Here is a 13,640-nt window from a genome sequence, read left to right on the forward strand (position 1 = left end):
CCCTACGTCGAAAATCAAGCAGATGTCACTGCGATATGGAAAATCTGATCGTGCGAGTGGGAGTGTTCAAAATGGAACCGTCAGCTGTGAGCGAATGGCCGGGCGATGGAGTAAATTCCTACAAATGACCTTGGGTTTCAAATATCTCGCCAGGACGACAGTGTTGGTTGTCGTGGTCATGGGCGCGCTTCACGTTACATGGAGCGCAATCGCGTCCACGGCGGTCAGCCGTTACTATCAGGAAAGAATCTTCGACATTCATCGCCTCTCAGGCGAAAAGTACAAATGGATGGCGGCCTACATCAAATCCGAGGTTTCAGACGAGATGGCTTTGGCTGCCGGGTCATCCTTCACATTTCTCTATCCATTCGATGAGGCCTATACCTACACCGCAGAATTGAACCGGCGCGGTATCAGGACTGCAAACATCAGCGCGACAGGATATGGCGCGAAAGCGATGCACGACGCGATCCTGTGCCCGCTTATTCAGCAAAACAAGCGGCCTCGCGCCATTGTTCTGGAAGTATCACTCATCAACGAGATCGCCGCGATCAGGGATGCTGGGGTTAGAGCCTCCGTCGGGGACCACTGCCCCGACGTCAGGGTCGGGGGATTGTTCCAGTTTACGCTCACCCACCCGCTTGGAGTCGATTGGTTTTCGGTCGCAAGAGACCAATTTTACAAGATAGCGCCGCCCGAGAAGCCCTCGCTTGGCGTCGTTCCTGACAGCTATTTTCCGACGGCAGCAGACTTTGCAGAGGCAAGACCTATGCTGGAGTCGAACATCAAGAGCCTTTACGCTCGGGCAAAATCCATCAGCGACAGCGTCGCCATGTTCGTGACCCCGGTATATTATGACGGCGTGGCCGTCGTCGGCCGCGATGCCCAAATGGTGCGCGCTCAATTCGAGGCGACGCTCGAAATCTGCAAGCGCACGGCCGGACCAGATTGCCTCGATACCTCGGCCCTGATTACCGAAAGCAACTTCGCCAATATTACGCATTTCAACGCCACCGGCGCGAAGGCACTGGCAGACCTGATAGCGCCAAAGATAGTTCGATGAACTGGCGGTCTGCGACCGGATTGTGGGAGTTACCCGTTGCCAGGCGGCCGACCGACGCCCCGCTAATCGGCACCGATTTCAAGTATTTCGCCAAGATAACGGCTTTGGTTGTCGCTCTGGTGGGCGCGCTTCACGTCGTTGTAACCGCAGCCGCGGCAACTTTCTCTCGTTTTTATTATCAGGAACGCCTTTTCGACTTGCGAGCACCCGGCGTTTCGTCCGTCGAAATTCCGAGGATAATCGGCGGCTATATCGGTTCGATAGTCGACGATCGCGTGGTCGTGACTGTCGGCTCGTCGCTAACGTTCGGGCATCCCTTCACCGAGAAGTGGACGATGGCGGGCAACTTGAACAGAATGGGCATTCAAACCGTCAATTTGGGAGTGACGGCGCTTGGCTTGCAGGGTATCAGCCATTGGGTGCTGTGCGAGATGCAGTCCAGAAATATCAAAGCACGGGCTGTGGTTCTCGAAATTCCGCTGATCAACGAGATGTCTTGGCTTCCACACCAGGCCCCTGAAGCCGCAAGAACCGGCCCCTGTCCAAGCAAAAACATTGGCGGCCTCTTCCGCGTCTTTGTCGAAAGGCTTTACGGTATTGATTGGCTCCCGATTCTGAGGGACCGCTACCGAAACGTTGACCCACCGGATTGCCCAAGACTCGAAAGGCGCGTGCCGGACGGATACTATGCAACGTCAGACGCCTTTAAGAAGGTCATTCCGGTGTTCCGTGACAACATCGCGTTCATGTATGCCCAGGCGAAGTCGATCAGCGACAATGTGATCGTGTTTGTTTCGCCGGTCTATCTCGAGGGCCTCGCTGGCCGGACGGATCAGGAAGCCTCCGTAAGAGAGCAATTCGCCGGCGTCCTCAAAATGTGCCAGGAGATCGCCGGTTCTAACTGCGTGGATACGACCCCGATGACCGCGCAAGAGCGGAACTTTTACAACCTTTCACATCTCAACGGAAACGGCGCGAAGGCCTTGGCAGAATTGATCGCGCCGAAGTTCGCCCGCTGAACTAGCAGCGCGTATCGACATAGTAGAGCTGGTCAAACCTCCGCGCCGATAACTTATCGTTTCATTCATGTGATCACCATACCTGGTGACCAGGACCGTCCACGAATGCTCTTTAACTCTTACATTTTCCTGTTCGGCTTTCTGCCGCTGGTTCTGCTGGCCTTTTACGCCGTCAATCTCCGTAGCAAACGAGCCGCCTTGGCCATCGTTACACTGGCGTCGCTCGGCTTCTATGCCTATTGGGACGTCCGTTTCGTTCCGCTGATGTGCGGCTCGATTGCCTTCAACTACATCGTGGGCCATGCGATCGGAAAATTTCACCATCGCTCGATCCTGATATTCGGCATCACGATGAATCTCCTGCTCATCGGCTTCTTCAAATATTCGCTTTTTGCGTTCCAGAATCTGGCACCTGCGGTACCGCCCCCTGCGCTGCTCGAATCGCTGATCCTGCCGCTGGGCATCTCGTTCTGGACATTCCAGCAGATCGCCTATCTGGTCGACGTCCAGCGGCGGATCGTTCGTCCCGCTCCGCTCGACGCACATGCCTTCTCGATGCTGTTCTTTCCGCATCTGATCGCCGGCCCCATCCTGCGCTACGCCATGGTCTCGCGTCAGTACCTGCGCAGCAGCTGGCCGCGGCACTTCCTTTTCAAGTCGTTCCAGGTTGGCGTTTTGATCTTCGCGATCGGCCTGTTCAAGAAGGTGGTCATCGCTGATTCCTTGGCGCCGTTCGCGGAAGCGGCATTCGCCCGCGCCGCGGTCGGCGAGCTTTCTCCCTCCGATGCCTGGATCGGATCGATCAGCTACTCACTGCAGCTCTATTTCGATTTTTCCGGCTATTCCGAAATGGCCTATGGCTTGGCACGAATGTTCGGCATTCGGATTCCCATCAACTTCAACTCGCCTTATCAGGCCGCCAGCATACTCGACTTTTGGCGCCGCTGGCACATGTCGCTCACGGGCTTCTTTCGCACCTACGTCTACCTTCCGCTCGGCGGCAATCGGCGCGGCGCCGCACGCCAGATCGTAAACATCCTGATCGTGTTCTTCCTGACCGGTGTCTGGCACGGCGCCGGCTGGACCTTCTTCGTGTGGGGAGCGGGGCACGGCATCCTCGTCGCCGTGGCGCACTACTGGCACCGCGCCGTCGCACCTCGCCTTCGCAGCCATGATTCTCGCTGGCTGAAATTCTACCTCGATAACATCAGCCCGTTGCTGTCGCGCTTTGCAACCTTGTTCGCGGTGCTGTGCTTGTGGGTGGTCTTTCGATCGACTAGCTTCTCAAGCGCATGGACGATGTTCAAGGGCATGTTCTTCCAGTCGCATGGCTGGTCCAGCGTGATTTTCCCTGAACTTTGGCTTTACAAGGTAATTCCAGTTTTGTTGATTGCCATTGGATTGTTTGCCGTGTTCGGCCCAAATACCTTCCAGATCAGCGGCCGCATACGGCGGCTCGTCATCGACCCGTACAGCCACGCCTTCACGAAGACAGCGGTGCCGGCGGCCCTCGTTGCCTTCTTTCTCTACTTCTCCATAGCTTCGCTGTCGCAGAAGCAAGCGACATTTCTATATTACAATTTCTGACCCAATGATTCCGCAACCCGCGACGCATCGGATCGGTTGCCGAGCCTTGCCGGATAGGTTGCAGCCCGTGAGGAGATAGCAGATGATCCGCCGAGCGAAGAACCTGGCCCGCCGCTTTATTGCAGGTTACAACTCCGTCCACTCCGTGGAGACGGTTCGGCCCGCGCCTCCCAGTCTCGCAGCCAGGCTCGGGCACGATCAAATACAGGACGCACAGATCAAACTCCTGGACGCCTATCTTGAAGAGGCCGCGGATCGCCGTGTTGCGGAAACCGACATCGTCAATTTTTTCACGGCCCGGCCAGAGCAAGCCGCGGTCGTCGCTTCTTCAAATTATTATCTGGCCAGGCACCCGCATAGCGTGGCCTTGCGGGTTGCCGTTCTCGCGAGTCTTTATGTTCTTGAAAAGGATGATGAATGTCGACTCATTGCCGATTCCTTGATCGCCATTGATGACTGCGATTTACATCGCTATTTCCAGTCGCGCGTTGCATACGCGATCGACGGTCACGAGGCCGCTCTAAAATGCCTGCTCGACGGCGAAGCCAAGTTCCGGGAAAGCTACCTGCTCAAATTGGCGATCATCGCCTGCCTGGTCGAAAAGAACGAAATTTCCGCGGCCAATGACAGATTGGCCAAGATCGCGGATCGCGTCTCAATCGAACTGGCGGAAGAGATTTCGATCGCCACAAAAAACCAGAACGACCTCGTTTCGAATCGTTCCGCGCCTGATGGCGAGAAGGATATCTACACGGACGAATTTTGCCGAACCATGTGGATTTCCTACTATGAAAGCTTTGTCACCAGGCGGCAACGCCAGCACGGCGATGTTGCCCTCCTGAACCAGTACGTCGGCCTCATGAACAATATCCCGTCCCCTGCCGCGATACTTGAATTCGGAACCATGTGCGCGCAGCCCCTATACGCCGCTGCGAGAATGAATCCCGATGTTTCGTTCTATGGCTGCGATCGTCAGACTTTTCTAAAGCGGCTGAACGAGATTGCATATCCTCAACCAAACATGCATTTCCGCGACGGAGACATCTTCGATTCCATCGAGGAGGTTTCGCGACTTCCTGGCCGGAAGGCGCTTGCGCATCTTCGGACATCGGTCGTGATGGTTCCGTCATTCGTATCGGAGTTGTATCAACGATCTGCCAAAGCCGGCATCAACGACATTGTGTTTATCGAAAGCGCGGGGATGGTACGATCACGGCTCGAATTCCTTGAATTCGATAAAATGCCTATGCGGGCAGTTATCACCAAGCACAACCTGCATCTCCACGACTACAAGACGCTGCTTGAAGAAGCGGGGTACAAGGTGAACTGGAAACGACAGCCGACGATCGCGCTTTGGACTGGATGGGGCGCCGACGCATATCTTGGGTCCGGTTACCTCGTTCACGCCCATCGCGAGTAAATTCAAGGCTTGCGATCGTTCCCCCACGAGCAACGATGTTGCAGCACGCCGGTTTTATCGCTCAATTCCATGGGCGCCGCGTGTTCTCCGCTTACGTTCACTCGGCCTCTCGCCATAAGTTAATCAAACGTACGAAGCAGGAATGAACCAGAAATCAAACAGCACTCTTGTGGTGGTGACGAGCGCGGGATCGTTTCCGCTGTTGCGATATGTCGCCGCGCGCCATGCCCGCGAAGCACGGCCTTGTGCTTTTCTCTACATGGGGCCGAGGGATAATCTTTTTGAAAGAGTAACGGCGTCGGCAAACCACCTCGGCATTGAGGCCGTCGCATTCGAAGAAGTTCTCAATTCCGCAACCTCAGCCGCGACCGTCGGATTCGCCGGAGTGAAGCCTGCCCTCGTTAGAGCGCTGCTTCGGTCGTTGCGCATCGAGACACCACACGGCATCATGAAAGCTCTCGCGGGCCAACTGGCAGCGGCCGACGCCATACTCGACAGATTGAACCCAGCATCTGTTATCGTTGCCGAGAACGGCATTTCCGGACCTCTGGCATTTCTCACCCGTGCCGAATCGCGCGGGATCATTTGCACCACGATTCCATATGGCAACGCGCGTCCCCACGATCTGGAGATCGACTTAGAGCGCAAGCGCCTTGCCGGCGAGCGCAACGAGCCAAATGGCCGGACGAAGTTGCTCATGCGGCTCATGATGCGTCATTGGATTAAAACCGGACGGGAAGCCGGCGCCACGATGTTTCAGCCTCAGTATATCATTGCGATGGAAGCGATGGGTATCACGCTGAAGAATCCGTGGATCGTTCAGGGCGGCCCCATGAATATCCTGTGCGTCGAAAGCCAGGCGAGCTACGACCAGTATCTGCTTGAAGGTTTGCCGGTCGCAAAGCTGAAGCTGACCGGATCGCCGTATTGCGACGAAATGATCGACGCCGTCAAAACGGACCCAGTGTCGGCTGCCGCGCTGTTCAAACCTCATTTCATCGACGCCAGGAAACCTCGCATCCTGATCAGCTGGCCTCCGGACTACCATTCAACCCATATCGGCAAGAGTGAATTCCAATCCTATGAAGAGATGACCACACGGTATATTTCGCTCCTCAAGACCCTTGATGGCTGCGAAATCACTTTCTCGATTCATCCTTCGGCCGGAGACATTGGGGAGCGGATGATGCGCGAAAACAACATCACTGCATCCAACGAGCATTTGGTGAGCTTGATTCCGAAGCACGACATCTTCATTTCATTTTTCTCAAGCGCGACGCGATGGGCCATCGCAGCAGGCAAGCCTATCGTCAACATCGACCTATACGGTCAAAAGCTTCCCAATTTCGCGCACATGTCCGCTGTGCTTCATACGGAGACCCTTGCCGAGTTTTCGCAGGCCCTCGCGGGCCTCCTCGCGTCGGAGACGAAATACGGCGAATTTGCCCAGGCGCAAATTGATGCCGCTCCGCAGTTCGGCATAATGGACGGCCAGTGCGTCACGCGCATTATGTCGGAGATTGATCGAGCAACGACCGGCCGTGGAACTCCTGCTTGGTGGTGACAGCCATAAATCGTACCTCTCCAAGACCGGGGCGGAGCCAGCAATGACCGGCACGACAGCTGTTGACTGCTTGCCTGGCATTTGCCGACGGGGTACTTACGCTTGTCTGAGGTCAGGGCACAAAGATGACTAACGCCGAATACCGCAATCACACGCACTACATCGCAGAAGGCTGGAGCGAGGAGCCGAAAGAGTCGTTCAAGGAACTGCTCGGCATCGTCCGAGCCGAAGCGCCGAGTGCCTCAAGCATCCTGGACGTCGGGTGCGCTACAGGCGAATTGCTCGGATTTCTTTCGTCTCAACTTCCAAGCACAAAATGTTCCGGCGTCGATGTGACCGACGACCTGCTGATAGCCGCGCGGAGGAATCTCCCCGCAGCCGAGTTCGTCAATGCATCGGCCCTGGACCTGCCCGAGCGCTTTACGGAAACTTTCGATCTGACCTGCGCCATCGGCTGCATGTCGATTTTTGACGAAACCCAGATCGCAGCCTTTTGGAGCAACCTGTTTCGCGTAACCAGGCCCGGCGGGTTGATTGTAGTACTCTCGCCATTGAACGAGTTCGGTATTGACGCGATGATCAGGCATCGCAAGCGGCCGGGTGGAAGAGCGGCGCAGTGGGAGACCGGCTGGAACGTCTTTAGCAAGGAGACCATTGACGAGATTGTGGAAGCCAACGGGTCGTCATTGCAGTTGAAGCGCTTTCAGATCGCGATCGATCTAAAGCCCAAAGACGATCCTATCCGAACCTGGACGATAAAGACCGAGAGCCGGGATCGCCAATTGACGAATGGCCTCAAGCTGCTGGTGGACCACTACTTCATGATCGCAAGAAAAGCCTAGAGTCGATGCCCTGATCGTTCCACCGGGCTAGCGCGCGACGCCATGCCACCTGTCCGCCCAACCCTGCGCCATCAGTACGTTCCAGAGCCAGAATCCGTGATTGCGTGACGTGTGCAGATGCTCATGCCAGATCCGGGTGACCAGCTCTGAATTGAACAGACCCTGCCGCTCGAGGCGATCGGGCGACAATAGATCCGAAGCCCACGGCCGAAGCGGCCCGCGCAGCCAGTCGTCCAGGGGAAGGCTAAACCCGGTCTTGGGGCGAACGGTTAATTTATCCGGAACGTGACGGTTGAGCACCTCCCTCACGATCCATTTGCCGCGCCCCTCCTTCACCTTCATGTCGGGAGGAAGCCGACAGCTGAATTCCGCGACGTCCTTGTCCAGAAACGGCACTCGCGTCTCGAGACCGACCGACATGGCGGCACGATCGACTTTCTGAAGGATGTCGTCGGACAGATAACTCAACGCATCGGAGAGTGTCATGCGATCGAGCGGATCTAGTGGTTCTTCGATCTCGTGCATCTGGTCGTTAAACCAGCTGAGAGGCTCCGCACCTCCGACGATAACGGCCGCGGGATTGTCCTCGATCGAACTCAACCTTCGATACATCTCATCGAACGAGTGCGTGCCGAGAACCCGCACGACCTTGACGATCTGATCACCCGCCCGCAGCACGCGATAGCGGGCGGGCAGAATCCTGCCCACGACGGCCGAGAGCATGTTGGCCGGTTCAGGCGCTATCGCGCCGAGGATACCGCCGAGGAGCCGCCTTGCCGGCCCCGGCAGCGAACCAAATCGGGCTTGCAGCCGCGAGCCCCAGACATGCCGGTTATACCCGCCAAAAAGTTCGTCTCCGCCGTCACCTGACAGCGAAACGGTCACGCTGCGCCGAGCCAGCATGGCAACCAGCAGGGTCGGAATTTGGGATGAATCGGCGAATGGTTCATCCGACATTTCCACCAAACGCGGAATGACGTCGCGGGCGTCGGACGGCGAGACGATCATCTCGGTATGGTCGGTCGTAAGATGACGCGCGACGCGACGCGCGTGATCCGCCTCGTTGAAGCCGGCTTCGGCGAAACCGATGGAGAACGTCTTGACTGGTCGCGACGACTGGCTTTGCATCAGCGCCACGATCGTGGATGAGTCGATGCCACCCGACAGAAACGCGCCGAGCGGCACGTCGGATAGCAGCTGGCGCTTGGTCGCCAGCGACAAAAGTCGCTCCAGTTCGTCCGCTGCTGCAACCGGATCGTTCAGCCGTTGCTGCTGGCCTTTCACGACACAGTCGCGCATCGACCAGTAAGACCGGGGTTGAATGATCTCACCGGCGTGGGCACCCGAGGCAACCGTTATGAACGAGCCGGGGACGAGTTTCCTGAACCCCTCCCAGATCGTCCACGGCGCGGGTACATAGGCATAGCGCATGAAGGCCGTCATCGCACGGCGGTCGATCGTCGGATGCCATTTGGGATGGGGCGAGAAGGCCTTGAGTTCGGAGGCGAACACAAAGTCCTGTCCGATCCAGCCGTAAAACAGCGGCTTCTCGCCGAAGCGATCCCGACACAGCGTCAATGTGCGATCGCGGGCGTCCCAGAGCCCAAAGGCGAACATGCCGTTGAAGCGCTTCAACGCGCCTTCGATACCCCAATGGCGGATTGCATAAAGCAGCGTCTCCGTGTCGGATGATCCGATCCAGCGGGGAGCACCGCCGCATGCCTCAAGCTCGCCGCGAATTTCCAGATGGTTGTAGATTTCGCCGTTGAAGGTCACACTGAACCGGCCGCAATCGCTGTGCATCGGCTGGGCACCCGCCGCAGACAGATCCAGGATCGATAGCCGGCGATGACCGAGACAGATCCTGCCTTCTGGATCGGCCCATGTATCGCCCCGGTCAGGTCCGCGGTGCGCCAGCGTGGCCGTCATTGCGGCGACGCAATCGATCAAGGCACTACCGCGATGCCCCCCCGGCCGAAAGACACCCGCTACGCCGCACATGACGCTATCCGGGAAAGGTGACAACCGGCTGAAACGCTGAAAGTCATGATCACGGCGATGGCGCCAAAGTCCCGGAAGCCCGGTCCTCAACATATCGTTCGCCGCTTCGCTGGCAGACAAGATCGGGCCCGAGACGCTCGCCGTCCTTGCTCATCCAGCCAATGCGCCGCGACGGGTTCCCCACCATGAGAGCGAATGCAGGTACATCCTTGGTTACAACGGCGCCCGCTCCGATGAAGCAATACTCTCCCAGTCGGTGGCCGCAAACGATCGTTGCATTTGCACCAATGCTTGCGCCGCGGCCAACCGGTGTCGAGCGAAACTCATCCTTGCGGCTGATGCCCGCCCGCGGGTTGTTGACATTGGTGAAAACACAACTCGGTCCGCAGAATACCTCGTCGGCCAGCTCCACCCCCTGGTAGAGAGACACGTTGTTCTGAATCTTGCAGCCGTTACCAACCCTCACGCGGGGACCGATCATGGCGTTTTGACCAATCGAGCAGTTTTCGCCGATGATCGTGTCTGCAAGGACATGGCAAAAATGCCAAATCCGCGTCCCTCGCCCGATGAGGGCGCCGTCATCGACATAACTCGATACGTGAATCAAGGCGCCGGGAAAGCGCGGATCTTCACGCATCTCTTTCATGTGCCGATCCGCTTCTGTGCAGACGGGTGCACCGCGCCGCCCCGCTTCAGAGGATCGCTGCGAAACGCCGATACCACGCCGATCGACGAGCGCACCTCGTCCAGGCCAAAGCCGCGTCCTGCCATGATTTCCTGATAACTGCGGGTGTGCAGATCGGCGAATCCGTCCGAGAATTCGATTTCTTCACCATCGACGGTGATGGACCGAAACGCTGTCCGGGCGCCTTTGGCCTTTTCCGGCAGGTCGTTGCGATCCACCGAAAGAAACCAACTGACATCGGCGCGCTCACACTCGAGAAAGCCCGCAGCTCGCTCCGGCTCTCTCAGATGCGCCTCGCTCCGTTTGGCAGCTCCAAACACAAAGCTCAGCATATCGAAGAGGTGCACGCCGATATTGGTTGCGACACCGCCGGATTTGGCGTCCTCACCCTTCCATGAAGTATGGTACCACCGCCCGCGTGAGGCGATATACGACAACTCGACCTGATGACGAATGCCGCTCTGCGCATATTTGCTGCGCAGCGCAACGATCGCGGGATGCAGTCTCAGTTGAAGTATCGTCGAGATGCGGCGGCCGGTCTCGCGCTCGATCTCGGCAAGACCGTCGATGTTCCAGGGATTGAGGACCAGCGGCTTTTCGCAAATTGCGTCGGCTCCCGAGCGCAGCGCAAAACGGCAATGGGCGTCGTGCAGATGGTTGGGCGAACAGACAGACACATAGTCCACCTTCTCGCCACGCCGTCGCAATTTGTCGATATGCCGGTCGAAGCGTTCGAATTCGGTAAAAAAATGCGCGTCCGGAAAATGACTGTCGATGATTCCGACGGAATCGTTCGGATCGTAGGCTACCTTCAGGTCGCCACCGATCGCCTGAATGGCTTTCATATGCCGAGGCGCAACGTAACCGGCGGCTCCGATCAGCGCAAATGAGGTCATTGTGCCCACTAACATTCAACGGTTCAACGTTGGTATTTCCAGCAAGCCGCAGTCGGGACCGCGGCGCTCTCCAAGCCGATTAAGGTAGCTTTGCGGGACATTCGCGCTTGCCCTTTAGGCCGCCGCGACCATATCCGCCTCGATCGAGACCCGGACCTTTCGCCCCAGCAAATCAAGCAGGATTGCAATGCGATCGCGATCACCCAGGCCGTCGAACAACCCAAGATTATCGGCAAAAGCACCCGCGAGTACCCGGACCTTCTCACCAACCGAAAACTGCGGCCGCCGATCCAGTTTTACGAAGCCGCGTTGATCCTCACGCGATCTGAGCATGCAGAGCACCTGCTCCGCAACAGGCACAGGGCTTGGACCGTTCGTGACAAGATGCGACACACCGAAGGTGGATTGAACTGCGCGCCAACGCTGAGTGGCGATGTTGATTTGCACAAACAGATAGCGCGGAAATAAGGGTGCAGCGACCTTTTCAATCTTCCCGGCGTGACTGCGATTCTTCAAGTACCGCGGCAGATAGGTTTCAAATCCCTGGCGGATCAGGTTGCGCGCGGCCTTCGTCTCCGAATTCACCCGGGTTTGAACGACATACCAATGGCTATCGTTGACTTCGTTCATTGCAATTCACCTCGGCGATCGGCTGCGTTTATACCCAGCAATCCTGGAACGAGCACGTGTTCAAGCCCATAGCGCTCCACGGCCCGATCGAATGATTGGCGGGCGTTGACCAAATCGGTGATGACCACCGCATCGAATGGAGCCGAGACCTCCGCAAAATCCGATACCACTTTTACGCCGGCAAAAAGTCCCCGCGCATCTGCGCTCTTGTCAACGACCGCAACAATCGAGACCCCGCAGTCCACCGCACACAGAACGGCAATCTCGGCCAAGTCCGACTTTCCAAAAAGTACTAGATTGTGAAATTCGCGCTCCTTCGCCAATTCAAACGATCGCGCGCAATCCGCCTTGGCCTGCCTAAAAAAGGAAAACGAATACGACAGGTATTCCACGGTCAGCCGCGACTTTTCAGCGAAGCCTTGCGGTGTCAGGTAATAGGCGTAACGCCGCGCTGGAGCCTGGCTTACTTTGACGAGGCCCTTCTTGATACAGCGTTTCAGGTAGGCATTGACGAGACCAAGCGCGATTCCCAGCTCTTCCGCGATACGGCGCTGCGACCCTGCGCCGTCGTCGACAGACTTAAGGAGATTGAGGACGATCCTTTCGTCCTCTGCACTATCGCTTAACGTACGGTCCATGAATGCACCCTAATGGATGGTCGTCGATACCACGTTCACGGCGTGAACGTCAAGCCGACACAATATCAAGAGAAGCATCTATCCTATTGAAATTTCTACCATTTTCACGCGAAGTCAGGAAAGATTACCCTGATCGGGTAAAATGAACTCGTCTTGGTTGTGCCCACGTCAATAACGTCATCAGCAGCCCGACCACCTTTCAGCAAGCCACTACAGCGCGATTGCTCACGGATCGGGGCGACTTTCATTTTGTGCCAGTACCACGGATTACCGCCCGGTTTTGCACGCCAAAGTCGGCTCGAATTGCCATATCGCCTCAGCCATCTCCCGCGTGCTGCGCAGCTTGACCGACCCCTTCTCCATCCAATAGACACGCGCCTATTCTGCGTACTCACTGCCCGAAATGGCTGCCATGAACGACGTCACGCGAAACATTGATCACGATGTCGCGGCCGGGTTTGGGCATGAATGGTCGACCTTCCGTCAGAGCGAGGCCGAATTTTCATCTTTGGACCGCGAGGCGATCTTCCAGTCCTATTTTCGTATCTTTCCGTGGAACGAGCTCCCCCCAAACCCAGTCGGCATTGACGTCGGTTGCGGCAGCGGGCGCTGGTCGGTGATGGTCGCACCGAAAGTCGGCCATCTTCATGTGCTCGACGCAAGTGAAGATGCCCTTGCCGTCGCGCGAGCAAATCTCGCCGACACCGCCAACGTCAGCTTTCATCTTGCAAGCGTCGGTGATATCCCGCTCCAGGACAATTCCCTCGATTTCGCCTACTCGCTGGGGGTCTTGCATCACGTCCCGGATACGGCCGCTGCGATTCGGGCAGTCGCCGCCAAGCTCAGGGTTGGCGCGCCGTTCTTGATCTACCTTTACTATGCGCTGGACAATCGTCCTCGGTGGTACCGCGCGATGTGGCGCCTCAGCAATGTCTTCCGGATGATCATTTCACGATTGCCGCCAGCGCTACGGCTCATCATCAGCCAGCTCATCGCGGTTATCGTCTATTGGCCGCTGGCGCGTTCTGCCGCGCTGGTCGAGCGCGCAGGATTCTCTCCTGCAGCCATTCCACTCGAGTCCTACCGTCATCGAAAATTCTACGTGATGCGCACCGACGCTTACGACCGGTTTTGCACCACACTTGAGCAGCGATTTACGCGGCAACAGATAGAACAAATGTTAGCCGGCGCCGGGTTTGGCGACATAGGCTTTTCCGACAACGTACCCTACTGGTGTGCGGTCGGAAGAAAACGCTGAAATGACCGAAATTGCTTGCCCATCAACACTCCTATCC

The 13,640-nt window shown here is 57.2% G+C and carries 12 protein-coding genes; 7 read left to right on the plus strand and 5 right to left on the minus strand.

Annotated features, from left to right (window positions below):
• The first annotated feature begins 124 nt into the window (after window positions 1-124).
• The 6 genes from JQ574_RS26275 (at window position 125) to JQ574_RS26300 (ending at window position 7,495) form a co-directional block, all read left to right on the plus strand.
• Window positions 125-1,063, plus strand: coding sequence for a hypothetical protein (locus JQ574_RS26275; RefSeq protein WP_212384045.1), 939 nt, complete (start codon window positions 125-127; stop codon window positions 1,061-1,063).
• A complete protein-coding gene (locus JQ574_RS26280; protein WP_212384046.1) occupies window positions 1,060-2,082 on the plus strand; it encodes a hypothetical protein in 1,023 nt (340 codons plus the stop codon). Before JQ574_RS26275 ends, JQ574_RS26280 begins: the two co-directional genes overlap by 4 nt.
• A gap of 105 nt (window positions 2,083-2,187) precedes the next feature.
• Window positions 2,188-3,669: an MBOAT family protein gene (locus tag JQ574_RS26285; RefSeq protein WP_212384047.1), complete on the plus strand. Its 1,482-nt coding sequence runs from the start codon at window positions 2,188-2,190 to the stop codon at window positions 3,667-3,669.
• A gap of 82 nt (window positions 3,670-3,751) precedes the next feature.
• Window positions 3,752-5,089, plus strand: a complete 1,338-nt coding sequence (locus JQ574_RS26290) for a hypothetical protein (protein WP_212384048.1) — start codon at window positions 3,752-3,754, stop codon at window positions 5,087-5,089.
• A 142-nt stretch (window positions 5,090-5,231) separates the two neighbouring features.
• Entirely contained in the window at window positions 5,232-6,653 is a 1,422-nt protein-coding gene (locus JQ574_RS26295) for a hypothetical protein (RefSeq protein WP_212384049.1), read from the plus strand.
• A 125-nt stretch (window positions 6,654-6,778) separates the two neighbouring features.
• Window positions 6,779-7,495: a class I SAM-dependent methyltransferase gene (locus tag JQ574_RS26300; protein ID WP_212384050.1), complete on the plus strand. Its 717-nt coding sequence runs from the start codon at window positions 6,779-6,781 to the stop codon at window positions 7,493-7,495.
• A 27-nt stretch (window positions 7,496-7,522) separates the two neighbouring features.
• Here JQ574_RS26300 and asnB read toward each other — a convergent pair whose 3' ends face one another.
• The 5 genes from asnB to JQ574_RS26325 form a co-directional block, all read right to left on the minus strand.
• Entirely contained in the window at window positions 7,523-9,496 is a 1,974-nt protein-coding gene (asnB, locus tag JQ574_RS26305; protein ID WP_212384051.1) for an asparagine synthase (glutamine-hydrolyzing), read from the minus strand.
• 49 nt (window positions 9,497-9,545) lie between these two features.
• Entirely contained in the window at window positions 9,546-10,142 is a 597-nt protein-coding gene (locus JQ574_RS26310; RefSeq protein ID WP_212384052.1) for an acyltransferase, read from the minus strand.
• A complete protein-coding gene (locus JQ574_RS26315; protein WP_212384053.1) occupies window positions 10,139-11,077 on the minus strand; it encodes a Gfo/Idh/MocA family protein in 939 nt (312 codons plus the stop codon). Before JQ574_RS26315 ends, JQ574_RS26310 begins: the two co-directional genes overlap by 4 nt.
• Before the next feature lie 114 nt (window positions 11,078-11,191).
• Window positions 11,192-11,707, minus strand: a complete 516-nt coding sequence (locus tag JQ574_RS26320; protein ID WP_212384054.1) for a transcription termination/antitermination protein NusG — start codon at window positions 11,705-11,707, stop codon at window positions 11,192-11,194.
• Window positions 11,704-12,345 carry a winged helix-turn-helix transcriptional regulator gene (locus JQ574_RS26325; RefSeq protein WP_212384055.1) on the minus strand — a complete coding sequence of 214 codons (642 nt, stop codon included), beginning with the start codon at window positions 12,343-12,345 and terminating at the stop codon, window positions 11,704-11,706. Before JQ574_RS26325 ends, JQ574_RS26320 begins: the two co-directional genes overlap by 4 nt.
• Window positions 12,346-12,757: 412 nt before the next feature.
• Here JQ574_RS26325 and JQ574_RS26330 point away from each other — a divergent pair, with 412 nt between their 5' ends.
• Window positions 12,758-13,603, plus strand: coding sequence for a class I SAM-dependent methyltransferase (locus tag JQ574_RS26330; RefSeq protein WP_212384056.1), 846 nt, complete (start codon window positions 12,758-12,760; stop codon window positions 13,601-13,603).
• Window positions 13,604-13,640: the final 37 nt, after the last annotated feature.

It is taken from the genome of Bradyrhizobium sp. AUGA SZCCT0158 (assembly GCF_018130065.1).
Lineage (GTDB): Bacteria > Pseudomonadota > Alphaproteobacteria > Rhizobiales > Xanthobacteraceae > Bradyrhizobium.